Below are 17,827 nucleotides of genomic sequence, written 5' to 3'. Positions count from 1 at the left end.
GCATGGGGGGTCGGTCGCACGCGTGCAAGGGGAGGTCGGGAGAGCCATGGCACGGAGTACGGGAGAACGGCTCGGGGAGCGGATCCGCCCGGACGGCGGAGTCGTCCTGCTCACCGTCGAATGCCAGCGGGGTGTCGTCGGCCCCGACAGCGCCCTGCCCGAACTGGCCGCCGCCGCCCGCGCGTCGGGCGCCCTGCGGAACGTCGCCCGGCTCGTCGCCGCCGCGCACGCGGCGGACGTCCAGGTCGTCCACGCCGTCGCCGAGCGGCGCCCCGACGGGCGGGGCGCCAACACCAACGCCCGGCTGTTCAGGGCCGCCGCCCGGCTGCCCGTGCAGCAGCACAGCGGCAGCGGGGCCGTCCGGATCGCCGAACCGATCGAGGTCGCCGACGAGGACCTGGTGGTCCGGCGCCTGCACGGGCTCTCGCCGCTCGCCGGCACCGACGTCGACGCGCTGCTCCGCAACCTCGGCTGCCGGACGCTGATCGTCACCGGCGTCTCCGCCAACGTGGCCGTGCCCAACGCCGTCTTCGACGCCGTGAACCTCGGCTACACGGTCGTGGTGCCCGGGGACGCCATCGCGGGGGTGCCGGCCGACTACACCCCCGCGATGATCCGTCACACCCTCGCCCTCGTCGCCACGGTCACCACGACCGACGAGGTGCTGGAGTGCTGGAAGGCCCCGGCGGGCGACGGCGGTGCCGTCAGCCGAGGCTGATCTCCTCGCCCACCACCTGGATCGGCTCCGGCGGCAGCGGCGAGGGCGCCGGGCCGGACTTCACGCTGCCGTCCGAGATGTCGAAGTGGCTCTGGTGGCACGGGCAGACGATGGCCCCGTCCTTGACGCTGCTCACGGCGCAGCCCAGGTGGGTGCACTTCGAGGAGAAGGCCTTGAACTCGCCGGCCTTCGGCTGGGTGATCACCAGTCCCTTGTCGGCGAGGATCTTCCCGCCGCCCACCGGGATGTCCCCGGTCCGCGCGAGGGCGGTGGCCTCCGGTGCCGTGGTCCGGCCGTCCGCCGCGCCCTTGTCGTCCGCGCCGCCCCCGCAGGCGGCGAGCGCCGCCGTCAGGCCCGCGCCGCCCGCCGCCGCGACCACCGTCCGGCGTGCCACTCCGCTCATGTACTGCCCCTTTTCCTCGTGTGCTGGACGCACTGTTCCGACGGCATCAGACGGTACGGCTGTGAGCTGTGTCCCGTTCACGGGATGAGCACTTCGAGGGCCTTACAGTTCTGAGTAGAGTGATCGGAAACTGGACATCCTTCGATGAAAGTGTCTAGCTTCGGTGAACTCGTCGGTCAGCGCTCATCACGTACGGGCCGTGCTGCTCGGGGCGGAGCGGCACGGGGTGGCCCCGGGGCCGCTCCTCGCCCGCGCCGGACTGCCCCCCGCGCTCCTGGAGGAATCGCGGGCCAGGGTCCCGGTCGAGCAGTTCGGACAGCTCGTCAGGACCCTGTGGGCCGCGCTCGACGACGAGCTGATCGGCTTCGGCGGCGCGCCCAGCAAGGTCGGCACCTTCGCGATGATGGCCCACGTCGTGGTCCACGGCAGCCGGGACCTGCGCGAGGCGCTCCGGCGCGCGCAGACCTTCTACTCCCTCTTCCCGGCCGGTCCGCGCTTCCGGCTCGTCGAGCCCGGCGCCGGCGGGACCGGTGGGGCCGGGGCCGGTGGGACCGGGACCGGGGTGGGGGAGGACGGGGGATCCGACGAGGCGCGGATGGAGTTCGACGTCTCCGGGTACGACGACCCCCTCCACTTCGGCGCCGAGTCCACCGTCCTGGTCGCGCACCGCTTCGCCGGCTGGCTCGTCCGGCGCCGGATCGGCCTGAGGCGGGTCGAGTTCGTCCACCCCGAACCCCGGCACGCCCGCGAGTACGCCCTGCTCTTCGGCGCGCCCTGCGTCTTCGGCGCGGGACGGACGGCGGCCGTCTTCGACCGGGCGGACCTCGACGAACCCGTCCTGCGGGACGCGGCGGCGCTCAAGGCCTTCCTCCGCCGCGCCCCGGTCGACGTGCTGGTCTGCGGCGACCACGGCAGTACGGTGACCGGCCGGGTGCGGCACCTGATCGGCCGGGCGCTGCCCGCCGGGCCGGTGCCGACGCCGGAGCAGCTCGCCGACCGGCTGTCCGTCAGCCCGCAGACCCTGCGGCGTCAACTGGCCGCCGAGGGAACGACGTACCAGCGGCTCCGCGACCAGGTGCGGCGCGACCACGCCATCGCCGAGCTGACCGGTGGGCGGGTGTCGATCGAGCGGCTCTCGCGGCAGCTGGGCTTCTCCGAACCCAGCGCCTTCCACCGGGCGTTCCGGCGCTGGACCGGCGAGACGCCCCGCTCTTATCAGACGCGCGGTCAACAACCCTGAGCGGTACGGTCACAGCCGTCGTCCGCCCTGGGGCCTACCTTCCCGCCATGACCGAAATCGACCGGTCCGGTGACCCCTGGCCGCCGGACCCCACCCGACGCCGATGAACCCGCGCCGGGCGGCCGGCGCCGTCCTCGGGACCGGTGTCCTGCTCTGCCTCCTCGCCGGGGTCGCCGTCACGGCCCTCGGCGTCCGGGTCGACGGCACCAGCATGAGCCCCACCCTCCGTCAGGGCGACCAAATCCTCGTCGCCCCGGGCTCGGCGGGCGAGGCGCGCCGGTTCGACGTGGTGCTGCTGCGGGCCACCGGGAAGGACGCCCTCCTGGTGAAGCGGGTGATCGCCCTGCCCGGCGACCGGGTGGCGATCGTCTCCACGCCGGACGAGCCCTTCCAGGTCCTCCTCCAGGAGGGCGGCCGGGGGCCGGTGCGCCGGGTGGTGGCGCCCTCGTGGGCGTCGCAGGCCCGTCGTACGAGCGCCTGCTGCGGGCCCGACGGCACCCGGTCGGCGCGGCCCGGGCTGCGGACCGTGCCCGAGGGCGCGTTCTTCTACCTGGGCGACAACCCCGACCTGTCGGACGACTCGCGGGCGTACGGCTGGGGCGCGCTGGACCGGATCGAGGGCCGGGTCGGGGTGCGGGCCTTCCCCGTCTCCGCGTCACCGGACATCGGCAACAGACCCGTCCTCGAGGAGTACCGGGGGCCGGGTCCCTGAGTCCTGCCGGGGCATCCGCTCCCGGCCCGTGCTCAGGGCGATCCGGACCACGGTGTCCGCGATGCGGCGGGCCGACTCCTCCGGCGAGGGGCCGGCCTGGACGATGTGACTGGCGGTCAGCCGGACCGCCGCGTCCACGGCCAGCTCGCGCGCCACCGGGTCGATGGCGGGCCAGGCCTCCGTGGCGTACGCGTCGGCCATCGCCGTCGCCGTGCCGAAGGCCGCCGCGGACCGCGTCGTGAGGTACGACAGGAGTCCGTCCTCGCCCGCACTGGTCAGCATGGCCTTGATCAGCGGGTTCCGGCCGGCCAGCGTGAGCGTGAAGCCGACGGAGGCCTCGACCGCCGCCCGCAGGTCGTCCCGGTGCGCGTCCAGGCCCTGCTGGATCCCGACGAGGCAGCGCTCCAGCTCGCGCTGGAACAGGGCCTCGCCGACCGCCTCCTTGGAGGGGAACTCCGCGTACAGCGTCTGCCGGCTGACGCCGACGGCGCTCGCCAGGTGCGCCATGCGCAGCTTGTCGAAGCCGCGGTCCGCGACCGCCTCGTACGCGGCGTCCAGCAGGCGTTCGCGCAGCAGTGTCCGGACCGTCTCCCTGAACCGTGGCATCGGCCAAGCCTAGACCAGCAGCAGAACTTCCCAGGATTGTCAGAAGTGTTGACAGTTCTGAGTGAAGTGTCCAATTCTCGAACAGGTAGCCGCGAAGTGTCATTCGGCCAGTGCGGCACGACGGTTGGAGATCACATGCAGCACGAGACCAGAGGCGTCACCCGCTGGCGCAGATCGGCGTTCCTCGCCGTGCCCGCGACGGCCGCCGTCGCCGCCATGGCGACGGCCATGGTGCAGGGCGCGCTCGCCGCGAACCTCTCCCTCACCAGCGTCCCCTTCACCCTCAGCTCCAAGACGGTCGCCGCGCCCCAGGGCATCGGCGCGGTCATGCACACCGTCGACGCCGGCGGGGCCAAGGGCGCCGCCGAGGTCGGCATCGCCAAGGCGGGCCTGGACGGCATCTGCGTCCACGCCGTCCAGTCGGTCGACCTCCCGGTGATCGGCAGCCTCGGCACCTGGTCGCTCAACATCTCCTCGCCCGCCGCCGCGACCCCGCTCACCAGCGACCAACTGGTCGCCGGTGCCGGGCTCCAGGCGAACAAGCTCGTGCTCGACGCGCAGGCGCTCAAGGCGGCCACGGCCACCCTCAACGCGAGCGACACCACCCCGAACGTCATCGGCGCGGCCGCCGACGGCGCCGGGATCAAGGGCACCGGCATCAACGACGGCACCCCGGGCCAGTTCGGCCTCGACGCCACCGGCGGCCGGACCGACATCAAGAACCTCAACGCCGACGCCAACGGCGCCACCATCGCCGGCGCGATCACCCTGCCGGACCTCGCCATCGGGATCGCCCACGGCGACAAGACCTGCGGAGCCTGACCGCACGCACCACCCCGGGGCGCCGCGCCCTCCGTACGGCGCGGGGCCCCGGCCCTCCCACACCGACCCACCACTGCGAGGCCCCCATGACCACCGATCCGCCGCCCGAGCCGACCGAGGCGTCCGCCCCGGGCGGCCCGCGTCGCGCGCGCACCGCCTTCCGCCGCTGGCGCCGCACCCGGCCGTTCTGGGCGGCCCTGTGGACCGGACTCGGCGGCTTCGTCATCTTCTTCCTGCCGATGGCGCCGCTCGGCAAGATCCTCCAGGTCGGCGTCGGAGGCATCGCGGGCATGGCCGGCGGCGTCCTCCTGATGGCGATGGCCCTGCTCATCCTGCTGCTCCCCGGACAGCGCCACACCGCGGGCGTCATCGCGGTGATCGCGGGAGTCGCCTCCTTCCCCCTCTCCAACCTCGGCGGCCTCTTCGTCGGAATGTTCCTCTCCGTCCTCGGCGGCTCCATGGCCTTCGCCTGGCTGCCGGAGAAGCCCGCCAGGCGGCGCCGCCCGCGCCGCACCACCCCCTCCGCCGAAAGGCCCGTGCCCCTGGGGAGCGGATCCGCATGAGCCACCTCCTCTCCGGGGCCCGCGGCGCCGCCGCCGACTGGAACGCCCGGATGCTCGCCCAGGCCGCCGACGGCACCCGCCGCGGCACCCGCTGGGGGCGCGGCGCCTTCGCGTTCGTCCCCTCGGTCCTCGCCGTCGGCGTCCTCGGCACCGCCCTCGCCCAGGGCGCGCTCGCCGCCAACTTCAGCGTCACCGGACAGCCCTTCACCCTGACCTCCAACGGGGTCGAGGGCAGCGGCTTCGGCGCCATCGTCAACACCCCCGCCGTCGGGCGCCCCGACGGCACCACGAGCACCAACACCGCGATGGCACGCGTCGGCTTCGCCAGCGCCCACCTCGCCGGACTGTGCGGCATCGTCCACCAGACGATCGCCGGAGTCCCGTACTCCCTGCTCCTGACGGGCGGCCAGAAGGTGACGGCGACCCCGCCCGCCGCCTTCACCACCGACATCGACGCCTCGAACCTCTACATCCAGGCCACCGAACTCCAGGCGTACGGCCCCACCACCCTCCAGAACGCGGTCCTCGGCCAGTCCGCCGACCAGGTCACCGTCGCCGGCAAGCCGCTCACCGGAGCCCTGCCCGGCGGCTTCGGACTCGGCTCGGCCGGCGGCGAGGGAGGCAGCTCCATCGCGCTGCACGGACTGAACGCCAGCGCGTACGACGCCGAGATGGCCGGGGCGCTCGTCCTGCCCGACCTGAAGATCAGGGTCGTCGCGGGAACGGCGACCGCATGCTGAGCCGGGCGAGGACCGCGTACGCCTGGTTCCGCGCGTTCCGCCGCACCCGGCCGTTCTGGGGCGGGGTGTGGCTGGTCGCCGGCGGCTGGACCGTCCTCAAGTTCTCCCTCAGCTCCCTGCAGTTGATCGTCAGCACCGGCTTCGGGGGAGTGGCCGGCTACCTCGTCGGCGGCGGGATGATCCTGTGCGGGCTCATCCCGCTGGCGCTGCCCGCCCAGCGGTACACCTTCGGGCTCATCGGGGTGGTCCTCGCCGTCGTCTCGCTCGTCGTCTCCAACCTGGGCGGCTTCCTGCTCGGCATGGCCCTCGGCGTGCTCGGCGGCTCCATGACGGTCGGCTGGGGAGCCAAGCGACCCCGCCGCCGGGCGGTGGAAGGATGACGGCCGGGGCGCGCCACAGGGCCCTCGCCGTCGCCACGGCCCTGCTCCTCGCCGTCGTCACCGCCGTCTGGTCCGGGCAGCCGAGCAGCGCCTCGGGCGAGAGCGCCGCGGTCGAGCCGCTCGGCGTTCCCTTCCTGCCCTCACCGGACCCGCTGCACGTCACCATCGACAGCATGGTCGCGGTCTCGATGACGGTCGAGAAGAACGTCACCATCAGGCTCTCCGACGGCTCGACGCGCACGACCACCCGGTACACCTTCACCAAGCTCAAGGTCCGCTCGCACATGAACGTGGTCCAGCGGACGGCCGGACACACCGTCACCATCGACGTGCCCGGGGAGGGCTCGCTCGGCGGCTACGACAGCGCGGGCAAGGCCGAGACGACGACGATGTGGGGGAACATCACCAACGTCTGCGTCCGCGTCCTCGTCAAGATCTGCGGAGTGCAGGGCCTCCTCGACTTCTTCGGCTCCCTCATCCCGCTCACCGCCGGAGCCGAGGACTTCACCGGCGACATCTACGCGATCCGGACGGTCGACGACCACGCGGCCCTCGAATCCACCGACAACCCCGTCCACCTCCCCGGAACCATCACGGTGACCACGCCATGAGGAACCGTCAGGAAGGCCGCACCCACTGGCGCCGGTCCCTCGCCGTCGCCCTGCCCGCGCTCCTCGCCGCCGGCGGCCTCGGCTCCGCCATGGCGACCGGAGCGCTGGCCGTCGGCCTCCGCGTCCAGGACCGTCCCGTCGACTTCACCACCAGCAGCCTGTACGGGACGCAGTACGGCGCCGCCGTCGTCGACCAGAGCGTCGTACGGCCCGACGGCTCCACCGGCAGCGAGCGCGTGCTCCGCATGGGCTTCGCGGACGGCGTCATCAACGGCCTCTGCCTGAGCCAACGGCAGCAGATCGCGGGAGCCACGTACACCCTGCTGCTCACCCTCGGCGACGACAACCCCGGCTCCTGGGAGATCAGGACGAAGAACACCGTCCTCGACCTGCGCAGCGCCACCGGGGTCCTCGACATGGACGGCATCGTCGACCTCAACGTCAACGGCGCCGACGTGAAGACCGTCAAGGACGCCTCCGGCGCGTACGTCACCAACCCCCTGGACAGCCCCCAGCACCGCTTCGGCATCCAGGCGCGCTACGCCAAGTTCGACCGGATCACCGGCACCGCCCAGGACTTCCAGATCCCGGGCCTCCTCACGACCCCGAAGCTCTCGCTCTCCGTACGGCCGGGCACGGTCGCCTGCCCCGCCCCGGCGGCCCCCACGGGGACGCCCGGCACGCCCTGACCGCAGCGCGTCGAGCCGTGCTCGACGGCGGTGTCACTCCGGATCGTTCCGGATGCCTTCCCCGGCGCCCCCGCCACTACCTTGTCGACGGCGTCCGCCAGACCGACCAGTCAGGAGCCCGGGGGAGCACCGATGCCGACGACCGTCACCACCGGCCGACCGGGCACCACCGGCCGGCCCGGTGCCACCGCGCTCCGGGACCAGGAGCGCCGGGTGCTCGCCGCGGTCGGCTGCGGTCTGCGGGACGACGAGATCGCCGCCGACCTCGCCATCCCCGAGGAGGCCGTGGCCTCCCACCTCGCCCGGATCCTCGTGAAACTCGGACTCCGGGACCGGGCCGCCGCCATCGTCCACGCCTTCGACTCCGGGCTCGTCGTCCCCGGCCGAGGCCCCCGCACACAAGCGGCGGACCCGGCACCGCGGGGCACCGCCGCCCGCGCGGCCGGACCGGCGGTGCGGCTCCGTCTGCTCGGCCCCCTGACGGCACGGCAGGACGGACGGCCCGTGGACCTCGGGCACCTCCGCCAGCAGTCCGTCCTCGCCGCGCTGGCGCTGCGCGCGGGCCGGACCGTCAGCCGACGGGAACTGCTCGACGCCGTGTGGGGGACGGACACCCCGGTCGCCAACGTCGTCCCGGTGTACGTCTACCGGCTGCGCAGGACCCTGGGCGCCGGGGACGGCACCGCCCCGGTCATCGAACGCGACCCGCACGGCTACCGCCTGGTCCCCGGTGCGGTCGACGTGGACGTGGCACGTCTGGAGGAACTGGTCACCGCCATCGGGGCGGCGGACCGCGCGGGCGAACCGGCCGAGGCGGTCCGGCTGTGCTCCCGGGCGCTCGACCTGTTCCACGGGGAGCCGCTGGACGGACTGCCCGGACCGCTCGCCGAACTGGAGCGCCTGCGGCTCACCGAGCGCAGGATCGCCCTCGTCCAGCGGAAGGCGGCCTGGCAGCTGTGGCTCGGCCGGCACTCCGAGGCGACGGCGGAGCTGTTCGCCCTGTCCGCGGCGCACCCCCTGAACGAACCGGTGGCCGCGACGCTGATGCGCGCGCTGTACCGGAGCGGCCGGCAGGCCGACGCGCTGGACGTGTACGACCGCGTCCGCCGCCGCCTGTCCGAGGACCTCGGCGTCCCCCCGAGCCCGATGCTGCGGCGCACCCGCCGGCTCATCCTGCGCGGGGACGAGGCAGGCCTCGCCCCCACGGCCGGAACGCAGCCCGCCCCTTCCTCCCCCTCATGCTCATGACAGAGAGGTCCACGATGGCAAGAGACCTGTTACGCCGTGCGCTCACCCGACTGGTCGTCCTCGCCGGCGCCGGAGCACTGGCCGTCGGGCTGACCGCCCCGGTCGCCACCGCCCGGCCCGTGCCGGAGCCGAGCCCCGGCAAGGACCGGCACGGCGTCTCCCGGTACTTCAGCGGCCCGGAGGGGTTCGCCATTCCGACGGTGCCCTGCGACCCGGCCGGCCCCTCGGCCACCGACGGCGTCATGGCCGACCAGCTCGACCCGCAGCTGAACGCGAAGATGGCCGGCTACCTGGACGCCTACAAGATGTCCTGCGCGCGGATGGTGACGCGGGCGGTGAAGGACCGCGGACTCAACCCGAGGGCCGCGGCGATCGCCATCGCCACGATCATCGTCGAGAGCAGCATGAACAACTACGCCCAGGCCGTCGACTACACCAGCCTCGGACTCTTCCAGCAGCAGGACTGGTGGGGCACCCGGGAGGAGCGCCTCGACCCGGTCTACGCCACCAACGCCTTCCTCGACGAGATGGAGCGGCAGTATCCGGGCGGCTCGTGGAACGACGAGGCGATCGGCGAGGTCTGCTGGCACGTCCAGCGACCGCGCGAGGACCTGCGCCACCTGTACGGAGTCGAGGCGGGCGACGCGGTGCTCATCGCCGACGCGCTGTGGTCCGGCACGAGCGCCGGCCCCCCGCACCCGTACGGCTCCGGCCGGGTGGTGGCCGGGCGGTCCGCCGACGGTCGCCTCGAGGCCTTCGCGGCCGGCGCGGACGGCGTCTGGCACGCCTGGCAGACCGCGGTGAACGGCGGCTGGTCGCCGTGGCGGTTCGAGGGCGGGCCGCGCAAGGCGCAGCTGGCGGTGGCGTCCAACGCGGACGGCCGTCTCGAACTGTTCGCGCTCTCGGACAGCACGTTCGACCACATGTGGCAGACCGGCCCGAGCGCGGGGTGGTCGAGCTGGGCGAACTTCGGCACCGGTGGCCACCGGCTGGCCGCGGGCAGCAACGCTGACGGCCGCATCGAGGTGTTCGCGTCCAACGCCGACGGGGTGTTCCACCGCTGGCAGACGGCGCCCAGCGGCGGCTGGGCGAACTGGGAGGGCACCGGCGGAGGTCCGGCCGACGCGCGGCTCGCCGTGGAGAACGCGCCGGACGGACGCCTCGAGGTGTTCGCGCTGTCGGACTCCACCTTCGGGCACCTGTACCAGAGCGCGGTCAACGGCGGCTGGTCCGCCTGGGAGGAGTTCGGCGGCGGCGGTCACGACGTCGCCGTCAGCCACAACCAGGACGGCCGCATCGAGGTGTTCGCCTCCAACGCCGCCGGCGTCTTCCACCGCTGGCAGACGGGCCCGACCTCCTGGTCGGCGTGGACGGGCACCGGCGGGCTCTCGAACGCCGAACTGACCACCTCGCGCTCGGTCGACGGCCGGGTCGAGGTGTTCGCGATCAACTCCGCCGCGGCGGGCCACTCCTGGCAGACCGGCCCGAACGCCGCGTACTCCGCGTGGGAGACCTTCGGCGGCGGGGGCACCGAGATCGGCGCGGGCAACAACGCCGACGGCCGCGTCGAGGTGTTCGGCACCAGCCACGCCGGCGTCTACCACCGCTGGCAGACCGGCTTCTCCACCTGGGCGGAATGGGGCTGGCTGAACGATTCGGGGCCCGCGATCGACTAGGGCTTTCGGACCGGGCCCCGGGGCCCGGCCGGCCATGACCGGCCCCGGGGGCCCCGGAGGCGTACCCCTACACCAGCCTGGCGACGAGATACGCGAGGGCGGCGACGGCGCCGAGGCAGCCGAGGACGAACAGCGGGCTCCACGAACCGCCTCGCCCCCGGCCGCCGCCACCGGCCCGGCCGCCGCCACCGGCCCGGGACGCCGACGGCGGTGGCACAGGGGAAGTGGAACCGCCGAGGGGCCCCGAGGGCGGCCCCGCCGGCCTTTCCGTCTCCGGAATCCCGTGACCGGCACCGGTGTCCTCGCGCCTCGATTCCGTGTGGGGGCTCCGGTACGGCTCGACGAGCGGAGCCGTGGGAGGCCCCCACCGCGGCGGCGCACCCTCCGGCGACACCCGCTCGTACAGCGTCCCCTCCGCGGTGCGCCGCCAGGTGCGCCCCGCGACGTCGGTGAACTCCGCGGCCATGGCCGCAGGATCGAGGTCGCGGCCCGTCGCGTCCGCGGAGGGGACGAACCTCGCGTACTCGCCGGGCGTCAGCAGCCGGACCCTGTCGGGCCGAAGGACGTCGCCGTCGACCAGGACCCGGAGGTCGCTCACCGGCTGGCTGCTGCCGTTGTGCACCGCGACGCCGCGCCCGCCGGCCTCCGGGTGCACGGAGATCCAGCTCGCCTGCCGGATCCGTGCCGCTCGTTCCGCCTCTTCCTCGCGCTGTCTGCGAGACTGTTCCTCACGCTCGTCGCGGATCTGCTGAGCTCTCTCGGCGCGATGGCCGTGCCGGTAGCCGACGACGGCGGTCGCCACCGACACGACCAGTCCGAGCAGCGCGATCAGGGTCCCGATCATCCGTCCACCATGCAGCCTGCGAGCCCGTCCGCCTGGGAACGACGCCGCACTTCGGTGTCACGAGATCTCCGTGAGCCCGACCGCCCCCGCCTCTCGCGGGGACGAGAGCTCCTCGTGCATCTCGCGCATGCGGCGGCCGGGCCTCCCGGGGGCGGAGGCCCGGCCGCCGTCATGGTCGATCGGTCAGGACGCGAAGGCCCTCTCCAGGCGCGGGATCAGGTCCCGCAGGTCCTGCTCCCAGCAGCCGGGGCTGTGGCCGCCGTCGCACTGGGTGCCCCAGCCCGCCCCGTCCCCGTAGTCGACGTAGTGGTACGGCAGACCCCGGGCGTCCATGCGGGCCTTGACGTTCTTGGCCGCGCCCGCGACCCAGAACTCCATGTTCGTCGGCGAGCCGCCCCCGTCGCCCGTGTAGAGGGAGACGCCCGTCCCGGCGAACCGGTCCACGTGCTGCGAGGGGTCGACCTCGTTCCACCGCCGGTCGACGTCGAAGACCGGGTAGGGCGAGCCGAACAGGGCGTCACTGTCCACGCCGGGCTTGTAGGCGGACTCGTTCGGGTCGCAGTAGCCGGACGACGAGGCGCACATCGCGCCCAGCGCGTCGGTGACGGAGGCGACGACCGCGAACCGCAGGTCCATGGAGTTGGCCGACAGGTCGACGTCCCCCGACAGGGACGCGGTCTGGCCGAACAGGTCGGGCCGGGCCTGGGCGTAGTGGAAGGCGCCGAATCCGCCCATGGAGATGCCGGCGACGGCCCGTGACTTCTTGGCGGCGATCGTCCGCAGGTTGGCGTCGACGAACGGGATCACCTGCTTGAGGTGGAAGTTCTCCCAGTTCTGGGCGCCGAGCACCGTGTTCTGGTCGAGCCAGTTGGCGTACCAGCTCCGGGCGCCGCCGTCCGGGACGACGGTGATCATCTCGTTCGACATGGACAGCGCCGGATAGGTCTGCCGGATCGGGTCGTCGGGGGATCCGTGCAGGAAGTACAGCACCGGGTAGCGCCGGGCGGGGTCGTCGTAGTAGCCGCTCGGCAGGATGATCTTGATGTGGTGCTCGCCCGCGACCTGGGGCGTGGTGACCGTGAGGTAGAAGTTCGTGGCCGTGCCCACCGCCGGGGCGGACTGGGTCAGGCCGAACCCGTCGGTCAGCTTGGGGGGTTCGGTGCCGTCGGCGGCCCGCGCGGCGCCCTCGGGGGCGAGGACGGCGACGGCGGCGACCAGCCACGCCGTCACGGTCCTCCACCAGATGGATGTCCTGTTCGCTGTTCTCTTCACCGTGCTTCCCTTCCTGTCAGTCGAGGACCTTGGTCCGCAGGGCCGGCGAGGCGGCGATCTGCTCCTCGGTGTACCGCTCGGTCACCCACCCGCCCGCCGAGAACAACCGGGTCTGGTCGGCGTGGTGCGGGGAGGTCGGGTCGGCCGACTGGGAGTACGTCATGACGGAGTACGACTCCGGCGGACCGTCGGCGGTGAACCGCGTCTGCTGGACGAAGCTGGACCCGAAGACGACGTCGAGCCTGCCGTCGACCTGGCCGGGGGTGATCACGTTCAGCACGCCCAGTTCGCCGATCGAGCCGTGGATCGGGATCTGCTCGCCGCCGCGGGTGATCCTCTGGACGTCCGACAGCGGAGCGTTCAGCGGGACGCCCGCCCTGCGCAGGGCCAGTACGGCCCGGGCGAGGGCGTCGCGGACGGCGGAGCTCCCGGAGTCGAGGGAGTTGGGCGTGTGGACCGGGTCCTCGGGATCGAAGGGCACCTTCCACGGGAGCTTCTCGAGCTTCTGTCCCCCCGCCAGGAAGGCCCAGTAGTTCGCGAAGAGCCAGGAACCCCGGCTGTCCGCCGTGAAGTCGTGGCTCTTCCAGGCGGCGAGGACCGGACAGGCCTCACTGATGTTCACCAGGTTGCCGTCCACCAGCACCAGCCCGAAGGCGACGCTCCGGCACGCGGCCACCGTGGCGTCGAGGGCGAGGTCGGCCGCCCTGCTGTTGTCGGCGAAGAGCAGCCGCCCCATGGTCTCGGGGGTGAAGCCCCTGCCCGGCAGGCCGTCGGTGCCGTCGATCCGGTTCCGCGCGGTCAGGATCAGTTCCTGGGTGCGCAGCGACCGGGGCGCCGCCATGTCGCCCATCACCCGGGGGAAGACCAGCGGCTGTTCGGGGTTGGCGAGCCAGGGGCTGTCGTTGGCGTTGCCGACGAAGTCGGACCGGATCAGCCGGGGCTGCTTGTGCGGGTCCAGGAGTCCCGGAGCGGCCGCGTTCGGGTCGTCGGGCCAGTCGCACGCGCTGCGCTTGCCGTCGAGGATGGAGACGGGCGGCACGTTCGGCTGCGGCAGCGCCTGGTCGAACAGCAGCTTCCCCGTCTCGGTGAGGCAGGAGGCCGCGTGCTCGTCGGTGATGTTCGGGACGGCCTGGATGTCGGCGTACAGCGCGTCGCCCTTGCGGTCGGAGGCGACCGTGTTGAAGAAGGGCACGCCCTGTGTGGTCTCCAGGACGTCCACGACGTCGTGGACGTCCTTGGCACGGTCGAGGCCGAACCAGGTGTTCAGCGCCCGCAGGTTGTCCATGTTGGGGTCGCGCACCACGTGCGCGCTGACCACCCAGGGCAGCGGGATGCCCACGATCGAGTTGGTGACCGGCCCGTAGCGGGTGGACCACAGGGTCCTGGAGACCTTGCCGAGGGAGCCGTCCGCGTTCCGGACGTCGACCTCGACCCGCTGCGAGGTCATCCGCTCCCAGGCGCCGTCGACGAGGTACAGGGTCGGGTTCAGCGGGTCGACCTGCACGTCGAAGAGGCCGAACGGAGCGACCGTGGCGACGGTGTGGCTCCAGGCGACGTCGTCGTTGTGCCCGATGTTCACGGCGGGCAGTCCGAGCAGGCTCGCGCCGGAGACGTTGAGCTTCCCCGGGATGGTCAGCTGGCTCTGCCACATCCGGTTCTTGCCCTGCCACGGGAAGTGCGGGTTGGCGAGGAGCATGCCGGTGCCCCCGGACACGCCCTGGGAACCGACCGCGAGGGCGTTGCTGCCCATGTTCTGCCGGCGGCTCTTCGCCAGGGCGTCGCTGATCCGCTTCGCCGTCCTCGCGGGTGACTCGACGGGCGCCTGCGCGGTCCCGGCCGTGGTCGCCGCGGCCGACGCCCCCGGCGGCACGGCGTTCACCTGGCCGTCGAGCAGCGGGTCGGCACTGCCCATGATGATCTCGGCGTGGGCGTGCCGGTAGACGTCCAGCTCCGTGATGGGCCGCACCCAGGCCGCACCGCGGCAGGCCGGATCGGAGAGGCCGGCCACGCCCGTCTCCGCCAGATAGCGGTTGTACCCCCGGACGTAGCCGCGGATGGCCTCCTTGACCTCGGGCTCGGGCCCGTCGGGCGCGGGCTGGTTCAGGAGCCGCTCCACCACGGCGTTGTCCTTGAGCCGCTGGAAGTACAGGTCGCTGTTGAGGTTGGTGGTGGTGTTCTGGTTCTGGCCGGGGCTCGTCCGCCCGTCGGGCCCCAGGTAGCGGGACCTCTGGGCGTCGACCATCAGATAGGTGTCGGCCAGGGTGCAGATGTTGTCCTCGGCCGCCGCGTATCCGTACCCCTGGCCGAGGCCCTCCCAGTCCGAGGCGATGATGTGCGGGATGCCGTACTCGGTGTACCGGATCGTCGGCTTGTCCGGCCCCTCGGCCGCGGACGACGCGGTGGCCGGGGCTCCGGTGACCGCCGTCGTGCACAGCACCGCCGCCGCGGCCAGGACCGCCATCGGCAGCCTCGCTCTCGATCTCCTCCGTGCCATGGAACCGTCCCTCCCTGGGGTGAGGCCTGCGTGCGAACGCGGTCACGCTAGGGAGGAGCGATGAAATATCGATGACGCGGGCGCTCCCGCCGGTGCCTCCGCCGGGTCAGCGCACGGCCGGGGGCCGGGGGCACCCCGGCAGCGGCGGCCGGTCCTTCGTCCGTACGGCGGGCAGCCAGGCCACGGGACGGGCGGAGCCGCGCGGCAGGCGGACGCGGAACCAGAGGGTGGACGTCAGGTCCTCCTCGTCGATGACGGGCAGCCCGTCGGGCAGCCGGCAGTCGGCGGTGAGGAGGTCGCCGTGCCACACCCGGGTCGGCACGACGTTGCCCGCGACGTACGGCCGCAGGGGATCGATCGCCAGGCCCAGACTGCACTGCGGGTCCCGGTCGGGACGGTCCTGGCAGCCGCGCTCGGCGTTGAAGACCCGGACCGCACGGGGCGCCGCCTCCGGAGCCGCCGGGCCCTCCCGTACCGTGTCCGACCACAGGGTCGCGCCGGCGGCCCCGCAGAGCACGGCGGCGAGGACGACCGCGCGGGCCCGCCCCCGCGGCGGCCGGGCCCCGGCGCCCCGGGCCCCCGGCCCACGCCTCCCCGCGTCGTACGTCCCCGCCTCCCGCGTGCCCTCCCGCGCGCTCTCCCGGTCGGCGATGCGGGCGAGCAGGCTCTCGGCCGTGTGCGGGGCACGCGCCGCGTGCGTCGGGGCCAGACAGTCGGCGGCCAGCGCGCGCCAGAACGGCGGCACCGCGTGGTCCATGCGCAGCGGCGCACGCCCCTCGCCGTACTCCTGCACGGCGGCGCCCCGCGCCACCGGCGTGGCACCGGGGAACGGCGAGGCGCCCGCGGCGAACACCTCGTGGACGACGACTCCCAGCGCCCAGATGTCGGCACTCGGCCGGACCTGCACGCCGAGCTCCCCCAGGGGCGCCCTCCACCGCTCGGGCGGGAGGTAGTCGAGCGTGCCCATGGGAGGCACGTACCCGTGCGTCCCGGTCAGCTCGGTGGCGAGGCCGAAGTCCGAGAGCTTCACCGAACCGTCCCTGCCCAGCAGGACGTTCTCGGGCTTGAGGTCGGCGTGCACCCAGCCCGAGCGGTGGAGGTGGGCCAGGCCCTCGCAGATCCCCGCGATCAGCCGGCCGCGATCGGCCTCGGCCACGCCCGCGTCGAGGAGTTCGCGCAGACTGCCCGCCGCCCGTTCCATGACCAGCACGATCGCGCCGTCCAGGGCCGGCAGCTCCGGCGCGGCGAGGACGAAGGACTCCCGGAGGCCGATCAGCCGGGGATGCCCGGCCCTGCGCCCGAGTTCGACCTCGCGGCGCGCGGATTCCACGATCCTGCGGGCCTGCCGGGGCGCGAGCCCGGCGGTCGGCATGATCTTGAGCGCGACCTCCTCGGCGTCCGGCGCCCGGCCGGGGCGGTCGCGGCGCCCCTCCGCCGGCCGCGCCGCGTACACCGTGGACCAGCCCCCGGCCCCGATCAGCTCGGTGACCACCCAGTCGCCCACCCGGTGGCCGGGCGGGAGCAGGTCCGTACGGTCGAGTCCCGTGGCGTCGTCCGGGCCGCGCGGCGCCGTCATCGCGACCTCTGCCGCTCCCGCCCGCCCCCTGCCAGGGGCGGCAGCAGCGCGAGATGCTCCTCCCGCACCAGACCGAACCGCAGCGCGAGCCCGACGATCTCCTCCCGCTTGCCGTTGCGGCGCTCGCCCTTGCCGGGTTCCTGGGCATCGAGCCCGCCGAGGCGCAGCTTCTCCTCGGCGAGGTAGTCGATGTGCGAGCTGATCGCCCGCGCGGTCAGGGCGCCGCCGGTGACGTGACCCCTGAGCCGCTCCACGATCTGGGGCGTGGTGGGCACCGCCACGCGGGACTGGTCGCGCAGCCGGGGTTCGCACAGCGCGACGAGCACGAGGAAGTACGTGGCCGACTCGTCCAGGGAGTACGCGGTGACCGTGCGACCGCCCCAGGGGGCGCCCGTCGCGTCCGGGTCCAGATAGACGTGGTCGGGGGCGAACACCTGGAAGGAGACCGTGAGGTCACCCCGGGTGGGAAGCACCACCCGGGAGAACTCGAACGGGACGGGCGCCCCGACGCGCCGCGGCGGGACCCGTAGGTACTCGCCCGCTCCCTCGGGGTTCTCCACCAGATAACTGTGGGTGCTGCTGTGGTTCGTCAGCTGCCAGTGGTCGTCGGTCGCGCGGATCTCCCCGGCGAGCCGGGAGATCGCCGCGTCCGCGAGCCGGAGCTCGACCGGAGTCGTCGTGGAACCCCGCCCGAAACGGGCGACCTGGCCGGGGCCGAGCCGCAACGTGACCGCGTCGCCGTACGGTTCGCCGCCGTCGGCGCCACCACTCCCACGAGGCAGATGGACGACTACGCCGCTCACCGCTCCCCCTCTTCGTCCCGTCGCGGTTGTCGGACGAGCGGAACGATACTCACGGGTCAGGTGAGTTCACCGGCGTGCTTCGGCCACTTCGGCCGGGACCCGTCACGGTGGCCGGCGGCCGTCCCCGGCGGGCGCCCCGGCGGCGCGGGGAAGCCACCGCCGGGTCCTTTCCGGCCCCGTGCGGGCACGGCCCGCGGCGCCGCCGGCCGCTGTGACCCAGGACACCTCGCCGCCCTGCCGGGGCGGCGATTTGATGCCGTTTTCGGCCGTCTGAGGCGCCGATCGGCCGAGGGGTCGGCGCGGAGGCCGGGGAGGCGACCGGCCGGAGGCGGCGGCCGGGGCGCGGGGGAGCGCCTTCGCGCCCCGGCCGCGGTCGGCTCCCCGCGTCTCGCGCAAGGTGGGGTGAGTCACCGCGCCCGGAGGGAGGGTA

The 17,827-nt window shown here is 73.6% G+C and carries 18 protein-coding genes; 11 read left to right on the top strand and 7 right to left on the bottom strand.

What is annotated here, in order from left to right; all coding sequences use genetic code 11:
• Positions 1-46: 46 nt before the first annotated feature.
• Complete coding sequence (locus ACFYUZ_RS34965) at positions 47-718, top strand: isochorismatase family protein (protein ID WP_389316150.1); 672 nt, start codon at positions 47-49, stop codon at positions 716-718.
• Here the strand turns inward: ACFYUZ_RS34965 and ACFYUZ_RS34960 are convergent.
• Positions 705-1,121, bottom strand: a complete 417-nt coding sequence (locus ACFYUZ_RS34960) for a Rieske (2Fe-2S) protein (RefSeq protein WP_389316148.1) — start codon at positions 1,119-1,121, stop codon at positions 705-707. The two genes, ACFYUZ_RS34965 and ACFYUZ_RS34960, sit on opposite strands and share 14 nt — an antisense overlap.
• 163 nt (positions 1,122-1,284) lie before the next feature.
• Here ACFYUZ_RS34960 and ACFYUZ_RS34955 point away from each other — a divergent pair, with 163 nt between their 5' ends.
• Together ACFYUZ_RS34955 and lepB are read left to right on the top strand one after the other, a co-directional pair.
• Positions 1,285-2,361: an AraC family transcriptional regulator gene (locus ACFYUZ_RS34955; protein ID WP_389316146.1), complete on the top strand. Its 1,077-nt coding sequence runs from the start codon at positions 1,285-1,287 to the stop codon at positions 2,359-2,361.
• Positions 2,362-2,464: 103 nt separating this feature from the next.
• Positions 2,465-3,073 (top strand): signal peptidase I, encoded by a 609-nt coding sequence (lepB, locus tag ACFYUZ_RS34950; protein ID WP_389316144.1) that lies wholly within the window; start codon positions 2,465-2,467, stop codon positions 3,071-3,073.
• Here lepB and ACFYUZ_RS34945 read toward each other — a convergent pair.
• A complete protein-coding gene (locus ACFYUZ_RS34945) occupies positions 3,017-3,679 on the bottom strand; it encodes a TetR family transcriptional regulator (protein ID WP_389316142.1) in 663 nt (220 codons plus the stop codon). The genes lepB and ACFYUZ_RS34945 overlap by 57 nt on opposite strands.
• A gap of 135 nt (positions 3,680-3,814) precedes the next feature.
• On the opposite strand from ACFYUZ_RS34945, the gene ACFYUZ_RS34940 reads away from it, so the two are divergent.
• The 8 genes from ACFYUZ_RS34940 (at position 3,815) to ACFYUZ_RS34905 (ending at position 10,408) form a co-directional block, all read left to right on the top strand.
• A complete protein-coding gene (locus tag ACFYUZ_RS34940; RefSeq protein WP_190158725.1) occupies positions 3,815-4,501 on the top strand; it encodes a DUF6230 family protein in 687 nt (228 codons plus the stop codon).
• An 86-nt stretch (positions 4,502-4,587) separates the two neighbouring features.
• The gene (locus ACFYUZ_RS34935; protein ID WP_389316140.1) at positions 4,588-5,064 is read left to right on the top strand and encodes a DUF6114 domain-containing protein; all 477 of its coding nucleotides are present in this window, start codon (positions 4,588-4,590) and stop codon (positions 5,062-5,064) included.
• A complete protein-coding gene (locus ACFYUZ_RS34930; protein WP_389316138.1) occupies positions 5,061-5,804 on the top strand; it encodes a DUF6230 family protein in 744 nt (247 codons plus the stop codon). The genes ACFYUZ_RS34935 and ACFYUZ_RS34930 overlap by 4 nt, the downstream gene beginning before the upstream one ends.
• Positions 5,798-6,184: a DUF6114 domain-containing protein gene (locus tag ACFYUZ_RS34925; protein WP_389316137.1), complete on the top strand. Its 387-nt coding sequence runs from the start codon at positions 5,798-5,800 to the stop codon at positions 6,182-6,184. The genes ACFYUZ_RS34930 and ACFYUZ_RS34925 overlap by 7 nt, the downstream gene beginning before the upstream one ends.
• On the top strand, positions 6,181-6,795 hold the full coding sequence (locus ACFYUZ_RS34920) for a hypothetical protein (RefSeq protein WP_389316135.1): 615 nt from the start codon (positions 6,181-6,183) through the stop codon (positions 6,793-6,795). The genes ACFYUZ_RS34925 and ACFYUZ_RS34920 overlap by 4 nt, the downstream gene beginning before the upstream one ends.
• Entirely contained in the window at positions 6,792-7,484 is a 693-nt protein-coding gene (locus ACFYUZ_RS34915; RefSeq protein WP_389316133.1) for a DUF6230 family protein, read from the top strand. Before ACFYUZ_RS34920 ends, ACFYUZ_RS34915 begins: the two co-directional genes overlap by 4 nt.
• A 132-nt stretch (positions 7,485-7,616) precedes the next feature.
• Positions 7,617-8,732 (top strand): BTAD domain-containing putative transcriptional regulator, encoded by a 1,116-nt coding sequence (locus ACFYUZ_RS34910; protein ID WP_389316132.1) that lies wholly within the window; start codon positions 7,617-7,619, stop codon positions 8,730-8,732.
• A 14-nt stretch (positions 8,733-8,746) separates the two neighbouring features.
• On the top strand, positions 8,747-10,408 hold the full coding sequence (locus ACFYUZ_RS34905) for a peptidase M23 (RefSeq protein WP_389316130.1): 1,662 nt from the start codon (positions 8,747-8,749) through the stop codon (positions 10,406-10,408).
• Between the two features lie 67 nt (positions 10,409-10,475).
• On the opposite strand, the gene ACFYUZ_RS34900 is transcribed toward ACFYUZ_RS34905, so the two are convergent.
• The 5 genes from ACFYUZ_RS34900 to ACFYUZ_RS34880 all read right to left on the bottom strand — a co-directional run bounded on the left by ACFYUZ_RS34900 (position 10,476) and on the right by ACFYUZ_RS34880 (position 17,397).
• Positions 10,476-11,252 (bottom strand): hypothetical protein, encoded by a 777-nt coding sequence (locus tag ACFYUZ_RS34900; protein WP_389316128.1) that lies wholly within the window; start codon positions 11,250-11,252, stop codon positions 10,476-10,478.
• Between the two features lie 183 nt (positions 11,253-11,435).
• Positions 11,436-12,482, bottom strand: a complete 1,047-nt coding sequence (locus ACFYUZ_RS34895; protein ID WP_389316126.1) for an alpha/beta hydrolase — start codon at positions 12,480-12,482, stop codon at positions 11,436-11,438.
• A 58-nt stretch (positions 12,483-12,540) separates the two neighbouring features.
• Entirely contained in the window at positions 12,541-15,018 is a 2,478-nt protein-coding gene (locus ACFYUZ_RS34890) for a penicillin acylase family protein (RefSeq protein ID WP_389316124.1), read from the bottom strand.
• A gap of 106 nt (positions 15,019-15,124) precedes the next feature.
• The gene (locus tag ACFYUZ_RS34885) at positions 15,125-16,594 is read right to left on the bottom strand and encodes a serine/threonine-protein kinase (RefSeq protein WP_389316123.1); all 1,470 of its coding nucleotides are present in this window, start codon (positions 16,592-16,594) and stop codon (positions 15,125-15,127) included.
• Positions 16,591-17,397 (bottom strand): serine/threonine protein kinase, encoded by an 807-nt coding sequence (locus ACFYUZ_RS34880; protein ID WP_389316121.1) that lies wholly within the window; start codon positions 17,395-17,397, stop codon positions 16,591-16,593. The genes ACFYUZ_RS34885 and ACFYUZ_RS34880 overlap by 4 nt, the downstream gene beginning before the upstream one ends.
• Positions 17,398-17,827 lie beyond the last annotated feature (430 nt).

The organism is Streptomyces sp. NPDC004266, from assembly GCF_042874095.1.
In the GTDB taxonomy this organism is placed as follows: Bacteria; Actinomycetota; Actinomycetes; order Streptomycetales; family Streptomycetaceae; genus Streptomyces.
This window is presented reverse-complemented; position numbering and strand designations above follow the sequence as displayed.